We start from the raw sequence: 14337 nt of genomic DNA, 5'->3' as shown, positions 1-14337 counted from the left end.
ATGTCAGCTGCCCACACCGCGCCCACATCGCCTGTCCGCTACGAACGCCGCGGCCCCGTCGCCGTGGTCACCATGGACCGGCCCGACTACCGCAACGCCCAGAACTCCGCGATGACGTACGCCCTGGACCGGGCCTTCTACCGCGCGGCCGACGACGACGAGGTCAAGGTCGTCGTCCTCGCCGGAGCGGGGAAGCACTTCTCCGCCGGCCACGACATCGGCACCCCGGAGCGGGACGCCCACCTGCCGTTCGACCGCAAGGCAGGGCTCTGGTGGGACCACTCGGACAAGGAGGGGGCGGAGAGCCGCTTCGCCCGCGAGTCCGAGGTCTACCTGGGCATGTGCCGCCGCTGGCGCGGGCTGCCGAAGCCGGTGATCGCCTCGGTGCAGGGCGCCTGCGTCGCGGGCGGCCTGATGCTCGCCTGGGTCTGCGATCTGATCGTTGCCTCCGAGGACGCGTTCTTCGCGGACCCCGTGGTGCGCATGGGGATCCCGGGCGTGGAGTACTTCGCCCACCCGTGGGTGATGCCGCCTCGCGTGGCGAAGGAGTTCCTGTTCACCGGCGACCGGATGAGCGCCCAGCGCGCGTACGAGGTCGGCATGGTCAACCGGGTGGTGCCGCGAGCGGAACTGTCCGACCGGACGATGGAACTGGCCGCCCGGGTGGCCGAGATGCCCCGCCTGGGGCTGGCGCTGACCAAGCGTGCCGTCAACCAGGCCGAGGATCTGCAGGGCCTGCACACCGGGATGGACTCCGTCTTCGGACTGCACCACCTGGCGCACGCGCACAACGCGGAGACGGCGCGGGACTCGCTCGGCGGGATGGACATCCGCGCGATGAAGGAGGCGGGTGCCTGATGGATCTCGACTTCACGGCGGCGGAGGACGCGTTCCGCGCCGAGGCCCGCGAGTGGCTCGCCGCCCACGTCCCCGCCGCCCCCTTGCCCTCCCTGGAGACCGCCCGGGGCTTCGCCGCCCACCGCGACTGGGAGCGCACGCTGTTCGCGGACCGCTGGTCGGTGGTCTCCTGGCCCGAGGAGTACGGCGGCCGAGGGGTCTCGATCCTCCAGTGGCTGATCTTCGAGGAGGAGTACTACGCGGCCGGCGCGCCCGGCCGGGTCAGCCAGAACGGCATCAATCTCCTCGCCCCCACCCTCTTCGAGCACGGTACGCCGGAGCAACGCGCCCGCGTCCTCCCCCCCATGGCGAGCGGCGAGGTGATCTGGGCCCAGGCGTGGTCGGAGCCGGAGTCGGGCTCCGACCTGGCGTCGCTGCGCTCCACGGCCGTACGGACCGACGGCGGCTGGCGGTTGAGCGGCCAGAAGACCTGGTCGTCCCGGGCGGCCTTCGCCGACCGCGCGTTCGGCCTCTTCCGCAGCGACCCCGACGCCGACAGACCGCACCACGGCCTCACCTACCTCATGTTCCCGCTGCGCGCGGACGGTGTGACCGTACGGCCGATCGGCCGCCTCGACGGCAAGCCCGCGTTCGCGGAACTGTTCCTCGACGACGTCTTCGTACCCGACGAGGACGTGATCGGCGAGCCGGGCCAGGGCTGGCGGGTCGCGATGAGCACGGCGGGGAACGAGCGCGGGCTGACACTGCGCAGCCCGGGGCGCTTCACGGCGGCCGCCGACCGTCTGACCACGCTGTGGCGGTCCGGCGCGGATCCTGACGACACCGCCCTGCGCGACCGGGTCGCCGACGCGGTCATCGGCGCCCGCGCGTACCGGCTCTTCACCTACGCGGGCGCCTCGCGCATCGCCGCGGGAGGATCGATCGGCGCCGAGTCGAGCCTCAACAAGGTCTTCTGGTCCGAGCTGGACATCGCCCTCCACGAGACGGCCCTAGACCTGCTCGGCCCGTACGGCGAACTGTCCGACGAGGCCGAGGAGGCTCCCGCCCACGGGAGTTGGGCCGAGGGATACACCTTCTCGCTCGCCGGGCCCGTCTACGCCGGCACCAACGAGATCCAGCGCGACATCATCGCCGAGCGCCTGCTCGGTCTGCCGAAGGGACGTCGGTGATGCGGTTCCTCCTCGACGACGAACAGCGGGAGTTCGCCCGCTCGCTGGACGCAATGCTGGCGGCGGCCGACACCCCCGCGGTCGTCCGGGCGTGGGCCGCCGGGGACACCGCGCCCGGCCGCGCGCTCTGGTCCCGGCTCGCCGAGGCCGGGGTCTTCGCCCTCGCCGTACCGGAACGGCACGACGGGCTGGGTCCGCTGCCGGTCGAACTCGCCGTCGCCTTCACGGAACTGGGGCGCCACGCCGTACCGGGTCCGCTCGTGGAGACGGTGGCCGCGGCGGCCTTCCTCGACCGCGTGGGCGACGAGGCGGCCGCCGCCTGGTTGCCCGGCATCGCCTCCGGCAAGACCGTCGCCACCCTCTGCCCGCTCTCCCCCGACAGCCCCTACGCCCTGGACGCCGACGCCGCCGACGCGGTCTTCGTCGTGGACGACGACACCGTACGCCTGGCGGCGACGGCCGGTCCCCTCCAGCAGTCCGCCGACCCGGCACGCCGGCTGGCCCGGCCGCTCGGCGGAACCGTCCTGGCGCACGGGGCCGGTGTGACGGCCGCGGCCGCGCACGCCGCCGACGTCGCGGCGCTGGCCACAGCCGCCCAGGCCCTCGGGCTGGGCCGTACGCTGCTGGCGCGGACGGTCGAATACGTCGGACAACGCACCCAGTTCGGGGTGGCCATCGGATCGTTCCAGGCCGTCAAGCACCGCCTGGCCGACGTGTTGATCGCCCTGGAGTTCGCCCAGCCCCTGGTTCATGCCGCGGCCCTTGCGCTGGCGTCGGCGGATCCGGGCGCCGGCCGGGAGATCGCGGCCGCGAAGGTGTCCGCGTGCGAAGCCACGTACACCGCGGCCCGAACGGCCCTGCACCTCCACGGTGCCCTCGGCTACACCGACGAGTTCGACCTCTCCCTGTGGATCCGCAAGGCCCGCGCGCTGCGGTCCGCCTGGGGCACGCCGGCCGCCTGCCGCGCGCGCGTCCTCGCCGTCTGATCCCACCCCTCCCCACCGCCGCCCTCCCCGGGACCACCCCGCCCGGGAGAGCTGCCGTCGGGCACCCGCACGGCACATCACCGCTCGTTCCTCCCCAACGTCCCTACCGCTCGAGGGAGTCAGCCATGTCCGCCGCACCGTCCCCGCAGAAGCCCGGGAGACCGAAGAAGCCGGAGACGCCCCGGAGCGCCTCCACGGCCGCGAGCCCGGCCCTGCTGCGCAAGGTGGCACTGTCGAGCCTGCTCGGCACCGTCATCGAGTACTACGACTTCCTGCTCTACGGCACGATGGCCGCGCTCGTCTTCGGCCCCTTGTTCTTCCCCGAGTCGAATCCCACGGTCGGCACGATCGCCGCGTTCGGAACGCTGGCCGCCGGCTATGTCGCGCGGCCCGTCGGCGGGGCCGTCTTCGGCCACTTCGGAGACCGGCTCGGCCGTAAGAGGATGCTCGTCCTCACCATGGTCCTCATGGGGGCGGCGAGCTTCCTGATCGGGTTGCTGCCCACGTACGACACGATCGGCATCGCGGCCCCCGCCCTCCTGGTCCTCTTCCGCGTCGTCCAGGGCATCGCCATCGGCGGTGAGTGGGGCGGCGCGACGCTGATGGTCGTCGAGCACGCCGACGCGCGGCGCCGCGGCCTGTGGAACGGTGTCATGCAGATGGGATCGCCGATCGGTTTCCTCCTGTCCACGGTCGCGGTCACCGCGACCACGCTCCTGCCCCGGGAGCAGTTCATGGACTGGGGCTGGCGCATCCCGTTCCTGTTCAGCGCGCTGCTGCTGGGCATCGGCCTGTACGTGCGGATCAGCATCAGTGAGAGCCCGCTGTTCCAGCGGGCTCTCGCGGCACAGAAGGAGCGGGAGGCGGGCGGTCCGTCCCGCATTCCGCTCGCGCAGGTGCTGCGCAGGCCCCGGGCCCTGGTCCTCGCGTGCGCCGTCGGTATCGGGCCCTTCGCCCTGACCGGGATGATCAGCATCTTCATCCTCACCTACGCCACGGGCATCGGGTACGCCACCTCGGAAGTGATGAACGGCCTCATCGCCGCCTCGGTCCTGGGCCTGGTGACGATTCCGCTCTTCTCGGCGCTGTCCGACCGCGTCGGACGCCGGACGGTCGTGCTGAGCGGAGCCGTGGGCATCGTGCTGCTCGCCTTCCCCATGTTCGCCCTCATCGACGCGAAGTCGCCCACCCTGCTCATCCTCGGCATACTCCTCGGCCAGCTGCTGCAGTCCGCCATGTACGCGCCGCTGGGGCCGCTGCTGTCCGAGATGTTCGGCACCGAGGTCCGCTACACCGGGGCGTCCATGGGCTACCAGTTGGCCGCGCTGATCGGCAGCGGGTTCACCCCGCTGATCGCCAGCAGTCTGCTCTCCGCCTCGGGCGGCATGCGCAGCGCCCCCCTCTCGGGTCTGGTCATCGTCTGCGGGCTCGTGACCGCGCTGGCCATCTGGCGCATCACCGAAACACGCGGCCGGGATCTGACGGACGAAGGCTCCGCCGCACTCCCCGGCCGGTCGTCCCCGCTGAGCGGCGCCGCCTCCGACAGCGCCTGACGCATGGCAGAAGGAGCCTGACCCCCCAAGGGCGCACTGCGGCGCGCCGGACAGAAAGGAGCAGACGAGTGAGGCTGACGGAGGAACAGGAAGAACTGCGATCTGCCGTACGGTCGCTGCTCGGACGCCACGAGGGCGCGGGAGCCTGGCGGCCCCTGACCGAACAGATCGGCGTCGCGGGACTCGCCGTACCCGAGGAGTACGGCGGCGCGGGCTGCGGAGCCCGGGAAGTCCACGTCGTGATGGAGGAGTTGGGGCGGGAGCTGAGCCCGGTGCCCTGTCTCGGCTCCGCGGTGCTCACGGTGCAGGCGCTGCTCGCCTCGGGCGACAGGGCGGCGTGCGCGCGCCTGCTCCCGCAACTGGCCGAGGGCAGTGCGGTGGGGACCCTGGCGTGGGCCGAGCAGGGTTCCTGGGACCCGGCGGCGATCCGGGCCGAAGCCGCCCTGGGCCCGGGCGGGACCTGGCGGATCACCGGGACGAAGGAACACGTGCTGAACGGGGCCGAGGCCGACGTGCTGCTGGTGGCGGCCCGCACGGGAACCGGGGTCTCCCTCTTCCACGTGGCCGTGGAGGACTCGGGAGCGCGCCGCGAAGCGGCGGTCACGATGGACGTCACGCGGGCGCAGGCGCGGGTGGTGCTCTCGGGCGCCGAGGGCCGGCTCATCGGCGTGGAGGGCGACGGCGGCCGGGTACTGCGGCACGTGCTGGACCTGGCCTGCGCGGCGCTCGCCGCCGAGCAGGTCGGCGCGGCGGAGCGCTGCCTGGAGCTCACGGTCGCCTACGCCAAGGACCGCGTCCAGTTCGGCCGGGCCATCGGCTCCTTCCAGGCGGTGAAACACCGGCTCGCGGACGCGTACGTGCTGGTGGAGGCCGCGCGCTCGGCCGCGCTGGGCGCGGCCTTCGCCGCCGACGAGGGCTCACCGGAGCTGAGCCGCTCGGCGGCCGTCGCCAAGTCCGCCTGCTCGGAGGCCTTTTCGACGGTGGCGGGCGAGATGATCCAGCTGCACGGCGGCATCGGCATCACCTGGGAGCACGATGCCCACCGCTACTTCAAGCGCGCGCACGGCTCGGGCCGGCTCTTCGGCCCGCCGGCGTGGCACCGAAGCCGACTGGCCGCCGGCCTGGGCCTGATCGCGGCCTGATCGGGCGCAGCCCGGGGAGGAGCAGCAGCCCCTCCCGGGGCTGCCGCCGGCGGGGTGGGGCCCTTGACGTACGGGCCCGGCCGATCAGAGTATTCCTATTAGAAATATTCCTATCAGAAATATGGAGAGAGCATGTCCACCCTCACTCCCCGGACCGCTCCCCTGCGAGCCGCGCAGGTCGACGACGCGACCATGCGGGAGGTGCTCGGCAGCTTCTGCACCGGCGTCGCGGTCATCACCGCCATCCAGCCCGACGGACGGCCGGCGGGGATGGCCGTCCAGTCGTTCTCCTCGGTGTCCCTGGACCCGCCCCTGGTGTGCTTCTGCCCCGCGCACACCTCGACCACCTGGCCGAAGATCCGTGCGGCCGGACGCTTCGCCGTCAACCTCCTCGCGGCCGACCAGCAGCGGTTGTGCCGGCAGTTCGCCGTGACCGGCGGGGACAAGTTCGCCGGAGTCGACTGGCACCCCGGGACGAACGGCGCGCCCCTGCTCGACGGCGCGCTCGCGACGATCGAGTGCGACCCGGCGGGCACACTGCCCGGCGGCGACCACCTGATCGCCCTGGGCCGGGTCACCGCGCTCGCCGCGGCGGACCGCCCCCGCACGGCCGACCCGCTGCTCTACTTCCGCCGCACCTACGGCCGCCTGCGCTCCGGCTCGTCCAGGTCGGCCGGCATCGCGTCGGCCGGGTCCCGCTCCGAGGCGTAGTACCGCTCCGCCCACTTGACAGACGCCCACGCCTCCTCGGCAGGGGCACCCTCGGCGTCCACCGCCGCATCGCCGGCCGGCCCGGCATCTCGCGCCCCCGCTCCGGGCCCGGCGAACGCCCCAGCCACGGCCGCAGCATCACCCCGTACTTGAGAACCGGTGGCTCCACCGGCGCCTCACATCGGTGATCCGGTGGGCCCGCTCGTCGCGGCTGCCCGTCTCCTGCGCGACACGGGGCCGGTGCCGGCCGCCCCGCTCGGCAGCCCGGGCGGCCGGGTCTCCCACTGGGTGGGACATCCCCATGGTCACAGCGGGCGGCGGCGATGTGTCATACCGCCCACGGCAGCGCCGGTGCCGCGCCACACCGCAGAGTTCAGGAGGCTCGTGATCAGCATGAACAGCCACCAGTGGGGAGAGCCCGAACAGGCAGGTCCCGTCACCGTCGCCGAGTTGGTGGATTTCGCCGCCGACGCGTTCGGGGATGCGGAAGCTCTCGTCGACGGTGAGGTGCGGTGGAGCTTCGAGCGCATGCGGGACGAGGTGCACGCGTCCGCGCGGGCTGCCGTCGCCCACGGCTTGGGGCCCGGCGACCGAGTGGCCGTCTGGGCGCCGAACAGCCGGCAGTGGATCACCGCTGCGCTGGGCGCGGTCTCGGTGGGGGCGGTCCTGGTGCCGCTGAACACGCGCTACAAGGCGGCCGAAGCCGCGGACATCGTCCGACGCAGCGGTGCCCAGGTGCTGTTCACCGAACGGGGCTTCCTGGGCACCGACTACGTGGCGATGCTGACGGCTTCCGGTGAAGACCTCGGACAGTTGCGCAGCATCGTCGTCCTGCGCGGGGACGCGACCGAGGACGCCGTCTCGTGGGACGCCTACCTGGCGGCCGGCGAGGCCGTGCCCGACCGCCGGCGGTCCGCCCGCAGCGCCTCCGTGCGTCCGCAGGACCTGTCCGACATCCTCTACACCTCCGGCACCACGGGTCGGCCCAAGGGCGTGATGATCACGCACGGACAGACCCTGCGCGTGTTCGGCACCTGGTCGCGCACCGTCACCCTGCGGCCCGGAGACCGCTACCTGCTGGTCAACCCCTTCTTCCACACCTTCGGCTACAAGGCCGGCGTTCTCGCCTGCCTGTTGAGCGGCGCGACCATGCTCCCCGAGCCGGTCTACGACACCGACCGGGTCCTGAGCCGAGTGGCCGAGGAGAAGGTGAGCGTGCTCATGGGCCCGCCGACCGTCTTCCACGGCCTCATCCGCCATCCCCGGCGCGCCGAGTACGACCTGACGACACTGCGCCTGGCCGGCACGGGAGCGGCCATGATCCCCACCGAGCTGATCGAGGAGATCCGCCGAGCCCTCGGCGCGCAGGACGTCTTCACCGCCTACGGGCTGAGTGAGTCCTCAGGTGTGGTCTCCGTCTGCCCCGTCGACGCCGACGCCGGCACTCTCGCCCGCACCGTCGGCCCGGCACTGCCCGGCACCGAACTGCGGATCGTCGACGCGGACGGCCGCGCCCTCCCACCCGGGCAGCCCGGCGAGGTCGTCGTGCGCGGCTACCACGTCATGCTCGGCTACCTCGACGACCCCGAGGCCACCGCCCAGGCCATCGACGCCGACGGCTGGCTGCACACCGGCGACGTCGGCGTGCTCGACGAACGCGGCCATCTGTCGATCACGGACCGTCTCAAGGACATGTACGTCGTCGGAGGCTTCAACGCGTACCCGGCGGAGGTGGAGAACACGCTGCGCGGCCATCCGGACATCGCCGAGGCTGCCGTCGTGGGTGCCCCGGACGAACGGCTCGGTGAGGTCGGCGTGGCCTTCGTGGTCCCCGAGAAGGGCGCCCGCCCCACGCAGGCCGACCTCACCGCATGGACCAGGGAACGCCTGGCGAATTTCAAGGTGCCGCGGCACTTCCGCCTCGTACCGGAGCTGCCGCGCAACGCCGGGGGCAAGGTCCTCAAGGGTGAACTGCGGCGCGCGGCGCGGGAGAAGGACGGGCGGTGACGTCCGAGGCGGAGGGACGCCGAAGCGGTGCCGACGCTCGAGTCGCCCCTCTCCTTCCGGCTGCGGCCATGCCCACGGGCACAGCACCGATCCCCCACGAGGACACCCACGCGCGCAACGCCACCCTCCCGGCACACGACCCTCAGCGCATCCGCCCAGCCAACCGACCGCATCGGAGAGACGACATGGCGAACACCGATCAGACATGGGACCAGGAGTGCGACGTCCTGGTCGTGGGATCCGGCGGAGGCGCGCTCACCGGCGCGTACGGCACGGCGGCCCGTGGCCTGGACACCCTGGTCATCGAGAAGACCGGGCACTTCGGCGGCACCACCGCCTACGCCGGTGCCTGCCTGTGGCTGCCCGGCAACCAGGCCCAGGAACGTGACGGTGTGCCGGACTCCGCCGACCTCGGCCGTACCTACTTCCGTGCGGTGGTCGGGGACGCCACCCCGCACGAACTGCAGGACGCCTACATCGACGGCGCCTCGGCGACCGTCACCTTCCTCGAGGACAACCCGCACGTCCGTTTCGAGCACCGGCCGTTCCCCGACTACTACGCGGCGCCGGGCCGCTTCGAGGCCGGCCGCGGCGTCTTCCCCGTCGAGCTGCCCGCACCCGGCGGCCCGCACCCGCTGCTCGACGCGGTGCGCCCCCCGGCCTGGGCCGACCGGCTCGGCCTGCCGGCCCCCGACGGCCCGCTCACCGACGGCCGGGCCCTGATCGGACGCCTGCTGCTGGCGCTCGAGTCCACCGGCAACGGCCGCACCCTCCTGCACACCGCCCTCACCGGCCTGATCACCGAGGCCGGCCGTGTCGTCGGCGCCGAGGCCGCACACGACGGCGGCACCCTGCGGATCCGCGCCCGCCGCGGAGTGCTCCTCGCCGCCGGCGGCTTCGAGGCCAACGCCGAGTTGCGACGCGAGTGGCAGGACCTGCCCGGCGCCGACTGGACGATGGGCGCACCCGGCGGCAACACCGGGGACGCGCTGATCGCCGCCGCCCGGGCCGGAGCCGCCACCGGCCTGCTCGACCAGGCCTGGTGGTGCCCGTCCCTGCGCTTCCCCGACGGTTCGGCCGCCTTCACCCTCGGCCTGCGCGGCGGCATCTTCGTCGACGGCTCGGGGCGCCGCTTCGCCAACGAGTCGCTGCCGTACGACCGGATGGGCCGCCGGATGCTCGCGGCCAAGGCCGGGACCACCCCCGACAACCCGGTGTGGTGGGTCTTCGACGACCGGTTCGGCGGTGAACTGCCCGGCATCACCGTCGTCCCCGCGGACCGGCATGCCTTCACGGCGGCCGGGTTGTGGCGCACCGCCGAGACGCTGGACGGCCTCGCCCGGCAGATCGGCGTCGACGCCGAGGCGCTGGGGAGCACCGTGCGGACCTTCAACGGTTACGCGGCCGAGGGCGTGGACGCGGACTTCCACCGCGGCGAGGACCCGTACGACCGCTTCTTCGTCGCCGACGCCGCGACACGGGCGCCGGGCGCCGCGGACGCCAACCCCTGCCTGGTACCGATCGAGAGCGGCCCCTTCCACGCCGTGCAGATCGTCCTCGGCGACCTCGGCACCAAGGGCGGCGTACGGACCGACACCCGCGCCCGGGTGCTGCGGGAGGACGGCTTGCCGATCCCCGGCCTGTACGCGGCCGGCAACACCGCCGCCTCGGTGTCCGGCCCCCACTACCCGGGCCCGGGCGCACCGATCGGTTCCGCCATGGTCTTCGGCCACATAGCCGCCGCCGACATGGCGGGGCAGGAAGCCGACCGTTGATTCCGGACCTTCCGGATGACCGGTGGGACGGCGGTCGTCACCGGCGCCGCTCGCCGAACGGCGAGAGCGCGTACACCTTGCCGCTTCCCAGGACGGGGAGGCGGTGATGGCTCCGGAAGGAGTGACTCCGTGCCCGCGTCCTGGGACGTACGGACCGACCCGCGGCACACCGGCACGCGTTCCGGGGTCGGTCCGCCGTACCAGCAGCATCGACATGCTGCGGCCGGACGGCGTGCTCGGTGACCTCGTGCTGCGCGGCCGCGCCCGCGACCTGCGCACGGCTCACGACGGGTCGGGACACGTGCTGGGTGAGGCTTCCTTCGACATGCGCGTGGCGTTCCTCGACGGGCGCAGGATCACCCAGGTCACCACCGTCCCCGTGATCCCGGCCCTCGAAGCGCTGGTGGGCGCGACCGCCGGTCCCGGCTTCCGGGCTCGGCTGGACCAACTGGTCCCGCACGAGCGTGACGCGCGCTCGCTGCTGTACGCCCTGCTCGACGACGTGCCCGGCGCGACGCTGGTCTCCAACCACGTCCTCCAAGCGGCGGGGGCACGCGGCGCCGGGGGACGCCCGGACTACCGGCCCGTCCCGGACGTGTGCGCCGGCTTCCGGCGGGGCGGGACGGTCCTGTTCCAGATGGAGCACGGGGGACGCTTCCCTCTCGCCGCCGGCCCCGCCGCTCCCCTGCTGGAATCCGGGGACGACCCCCTGGCCTGGCATCGGCTCGATGCGCTGCCGCCGCACAGCATGCGGCGGCAGCGGCGCCTCGACGTGCTGCCGGGAGAGGTGATCACGGTGAAGTCGCTGTTCCGTGACAGCCATCTCGCCCCGGACGGGCGCGGGACCGTCATCCACGAGTACGAGATACGCGCCGGGGTCGCACCGGGAACGTGGCGCGTACTCGACGCCGTCGCCGTGCCACGCGTGCTGCCCTGGCCGGAGTGCCCCGTTGCCGCCGGCAGCGCGGGCCGGCTGGTGGGACGCGACCTGCGCGAGGCGTGCCGGAGGGTGCGGAGCGACTTCCGGGGGGCATCGACGTGCACCCACCTCAACGACCAGTTGCGGTCGCTCGGCGACGTCGTGGCACTCTGATCCTCTACGGTCCTGCCCGCGCCGGCACGCCGAGGGCGCGGACGCGACCGCGGCGAGCAGGTCGCGGACGAGGTCACGGGCAGGCGGAGGTCCGTGTGGTGCCGGTCCGTTCGGGGGCGGTCCCGCCGCCGCGGCGATTAGCAGACGGTACGAGGCGGCGCAACCCTTCCGTGTGCCCGTCGTGCCGGGCCGGCTGTGGCGCCCCCGACCATGACGTTGAGCCTTGAACCAGCTCTACGGTGCCGGGCACCGGACCTCTCCCCCACTTTTCCACGCCGACGGAGCGGTCCGGTCCCCCCAACAGCCGAGGGAGCCGCCGTGCAGTCGTCGCCGTCGCCAGGAGCCGTCAACCCGCCGCCCCACATCTCGTCCGCGCCGCCACCCGCCGTCCCGTCGCCGCGCCCGGCGGCACTCGCGTGGCGCGCTGTGCTGTCCCGTCTGGTGACCGTCGTGGCCCTCGTGCTCGGCGCGGCCCTGCTCGCCCCGGCGCCGGCCGCGCACGCCGCGGTCGGCCTGACCCCGGTCGGCGACTTCGGCGCCAATCCCGGCCGGCTGAACATGTACGTCTACCGGCCCGCTTCCCTGCCCCCGGCCCCGGCGGTGGTGTTCGCGCTGCACGGGTGCACGCAGAACGCCCAGGGCTACGCCGACAACTCCGGGCTGCCCGAACTCGCCGACCGGTACGGGTTCCTGGTGGTGTTCGCGGAGACGACGACCTCGAACAACCTCAACAAGTGCTTCAACTGGTTCCAGAGCAGTGACAACCGCAGAGGCCAGGGCGAGGCCGCCTCCATCCGGCAGATGGCCGCGCACACCGTCTCCGCCCTGGGCGCGGACCCCCGGCGGACCTACGTCACGGGACTGTCCGCCGGAGGCGCCATGACGTCGGTGATGCTCGCCGCCTACCCGGACGTCTTCCAGGCGGGCGCGGTGGTCGCCGGGCTGCCCTACGGCTGTGCCAATGACGTCGCCAGTGCGTACTCGTGCATGAGCCCCGGTACCGACCTCACCCCGGCGCAGTGGGCCGACCGGGTCCGCGGCGCCCACCCCTCATGGTCCGGCCCGTGGCCGCGCGTGGCCGTCTGGCACGGCGACAGGGACACCACCGTCGTCCCCCGTAACGCCGACGAACTCCGGGACCAGTGGACCGCGCTGCACGGGCTCCCCCAGACACCGTCGCGCACCTCGGCCATCGGCCCGAACTCCACCCGGCACGAGGAGTACCTCGCCGGGAACGGCTCGGTCGCCGTCGAGGTGAACCGCGTCCCGGGCATCGGGCACGGCACACCGGTCGATCCGGGCAGCGGCACCCAGCAGTGCGGCAGCACCGGCGCCGCCTACTTCCTGGACTCGATCTGCTCCAGCTACTGGATCACCCGGTTCTTCGGCCTGGCGGAATCCGACCCCCAGCCCGGCCCGCTGCCCGCCCCGGCGGGCCTGGCCGCGACCGGCACCACCGACACCACCGTCAGCCTGAGCTGGAACCCGGTCGACGGCGCCACCGGCTACGCCGTCCACCGCGACGGCACCCGGATCGCGACGCCCGACTCGGCCTCGTACACCGACACCGGGCTGACCCCGGGCTCCACCCACACCTACGCCGTGGCCGCCCGCGACGCCGACGGCAGGACGGGCCCGCTCTCCGCCACGGTCACCGCACGGACCACCGGTGCCACGGCCACCTGCTGGACCGCCACCAACTACGCCCACGTCCAGGCGGGACGCGCCACGACCAGCGGCGGCTACACCTACGCCGTGGGCTCCGGGCAGAACATGGGTCTGTACAACACCTTCGTCACCCACACACTGAAGGAATCGCCCGCCGGCCACTTCACCGTCGCGGACGGAAGCTGCCCCTGAGACGGGAACCCACGCGACCGGCCGGGCCGCAGGAGCCGCGCACAGCGCCTGCGGCCCGGCGCGCATCGCGGCGGAAGCCCGACGGACCGGATCGCGTGAATGCCGCACCTATGGACGGCCGGCCGGCTGGGAACGCAGCTCCACGGTGATGTGCGGGGACAGCGCACGGAGGAAGTCGGACGCGTCGAAGATCTCTCCCGCGGAGACGACACCGACCGCCTTGGTCCGTCCCGTGAGGATGCGGTCGACCGCTTCCACCACGAGTGGCGCCGTGACGGCGTAGATGTCCTGACCACGGGCCACGGCCCGCCGTTCGGCGCCGCCCGAGCGCACGACGACGTCGACGAGGAAGGTCTGCGCGGACCGCCCGCGCTCGTCGACCGCGGCCGGCGTCGGCGTGTCGGGGGCCACGACGTCCCGGGCCGCCTCGAGCGTCATGTAGGTACGCACTTCGGGAATGGACAGGTGGCTGGGCACGGTCACGACGTCGGCCATCGTGAACTCCCCGATGACGGGCCGCGGGCCCATCGGTTCGGGGAAGTGCCAGTTGAGGGTCGGCGGGGCGTCGTCACGGTGCTCCAGCCGACCGTTGGTGTAGCGGATGCGCCGGCCGCCCCGCCGCTCCCGGGAGACCACGCCGGACGTGCGCGTCCCGGCGGTGGGGTGCCAGTTGCTCAGTGCGTACGCGATGTGCGCCTCGTCGGCCGCCGTCCAGTCGCCCATCGCCGCGGTGGCCAGCAGGTCCCCGAAGCCGCCGAAGAAGGCCATCGCCGGGACGATCACCGCTCCCGCGTCGCGTGCCCGGTCGGCGAAGCGCGCGAAGGTGTCGACGTTGGCCTCGATCTCGGCTGCCACGTCCAGATACGGGATCCCGGCCCGCAGGGCCGCCTCGACGAGGGGTGCGGCCGTCGCGGCGAAGGGCCCGGCGCAGTTGATCACGGCCGCCGCGCCTGCCAGCGCGCGGTCGAGCGAGTCCGGGTCGTCGACCGAGGCCGGGCGGGCCTCCAACCCGGTCTCGTACGCCAGCGCCTTCAGCTTGTCGGCGTCGCGACCAGAGAGGGCCGGGAGGAACCCACGCTCCCTCAGCTCCGCCACCACGAACCGCCCGGTGTGCCCGTACGCGCCGAACACCACCACGGTCTGGCCCGATTCCATGGTTTCTCCCTGCACTCGAATGATCCGC

The 14337-nt window shown here is 73.2% G+C and carries 11 protein-coding genes; 10 read left to right on the top strand and 1 reads right to left on the bottom strand.

Going from position 1 to position 14337, the window contains the following annotated elements; genetic code table 11:
- The 10 genes from IE260_RS35425 (at nucleotide 1) to IE260_RS35380 (ending at nucleotide 13154) form a co-directional block, all read left to right on the top strand.
- Nucleotides 1-858, top strand: coding sequence for an enoyl-CoA hydratase (locus IE260_RS35425; RefSeq protein WP_189879504.1), 858 nt, complete (start codon nucleotides 1-3; stop codon nucleotides 856-858).
- Nucleotides 858-2027 carry an acyl-CoA dehydrogenase family protein gene (locus tag IE260_RS35420; RefSeq protein WP_189879502.1) on the top strand — a complete coding sequence of 390 codons (1170 nt, stop codon included), beginning with the start codon at nucleotides 858-860 and terminating at the stop codon, nucleotides 2025-2027. Before IE260_RS35425 ends, IE260_RS35420 begins: the two co-directional genes overlap by 1 nt.
- Entirely contained in the window at nucleotides 2027-3013 is a 987-nt protein-coding gene (locus IE260_RS35415) for an acyl-CoA dehydrogenase family protein (RefSeq protein WP_189879500.1), read from the top strand. The genes IE260_RS35420 and IE260_RS35415 overlap by 1 nt, the downstream gene beginning before the upstream one ends.
- A gap of 125 nt (nucleotides 3014-3138) precedes the next feature.
- On the top strand, nucleotides 3139-4566 hold the full coding sequence (locus IE260_RS35410; RefSeq protein WP_189879499.1) for an MFS transporter: 1428 nt from the start codon (nucleotides 3139-3141) through the stop codon (nucleotides 4564-4566).
- Between the two features lie 68 nt (nucleotides 4567-4634).
- Nucleotides 4635-5708 (top strand): acyl-CoA dehydrogenase family protein, encoded by a 1074-nt coding sequence (locus tag IE260_RS35405; protein WP_189879497.1) that lies wholly within the window; start codon nucleotides 4635-4637, stop codon nucleotides 5706-5708.
- A 132-nt stretch (nucleotides 5709-5840) separates the two neighbouring features.
- The gene (locus IE260_RS35400) at nucleotides 5841-6419 is read left to right on the top strand and encodes a flavin reductase family protein (protein ID WP_189879495.1); all 579 of its coding nucleotides are present in this window, start codon (nucleotides 5841-5843) and stop codon (nucleotides 6417-6419) included.
- Between the two features lie 393 nt (nucleotides 6420-6812).
- Complete coding sequence (locus IE260_RS35395) at nucleotides 6813-8426, top strand: FadD3 family acyl-CoA ligase (RefSeq protein WP_189879493.1); 1614 nt, start codon at nucleotides 6813-6815, stop codon at nucleotides 8424-8426.
- 185 nt (nucleotides 8427-8611) lie between these two features.
- Complete coding sequence (locus IE260_RS35390; protein WP_189879491.1) at nucleotides 8612-10201, top strand: FAD-binding protein; 1590 nt, start codon at nucleotides 8612-8614, stop codon at nucleotides 10199-10201.
- A 214-nt stretch (nucleotides 10202-10415) separates the two neighbouring features.
- On the top strand, nucleotides 10416-11294 hold the full coding sequence (locus tag IE260_RS35385; protein WP_229881630.1) for a DUF2889 domain-containing protein: 879 nt from the start codon (nucleotides 10416-10418) through the stop codon (nucleotides 11292-11294).
- 558 nt (nucleotides 11295-11852) lie between these two features.
- On the top strand, nucleotides 11853-13154 hold the full coding sequence (locus tag IE260_RS35380; protein WP_417847135.1) for an extracellular catalytic domain type 1 short-chain-length polyhydroxyalkanoate depolymerase: 1302 nt from the start codon (nucleotides 11853-11855) through the stop codon (nucleotides 13152-13154).
- Nucleotides 13155-13262: 108 nt separating this feature from the next.
- On the opposite strand, the gene IE260_RS35375 is transcribed toward IE260_RS35380, so the two are convergent.
- Nucleotides 13263-14309, bottom strand: a complete 1047-nt coding sequence (locus IE260_RS35375; protein ID WP_189879487.1) for a saccharopine dehydrogenase family protein — start codon at nucleotides 14307-14309, stop codon at nucleotides 13263-13265.
- Nucleotides 14310-14337 lie beyond the last annotated feature (28 nt).

The sequence above is a fragment of the Streptomyces viridiviolaceus genome (assembly GCF_014650995.1).
Classification (GTDB): Bacteria; Actinomycetota; Actinomycetes; order Streptomycetales; family Streptomycetaceae; genus Streptomyces; species Streptomyces viridiviolaceus.
The sequence above is the reverse complement of the archived record's forward strand: the minus strand, read 5'-3'. Positions and strand labels throughout refer to the sequence as shown.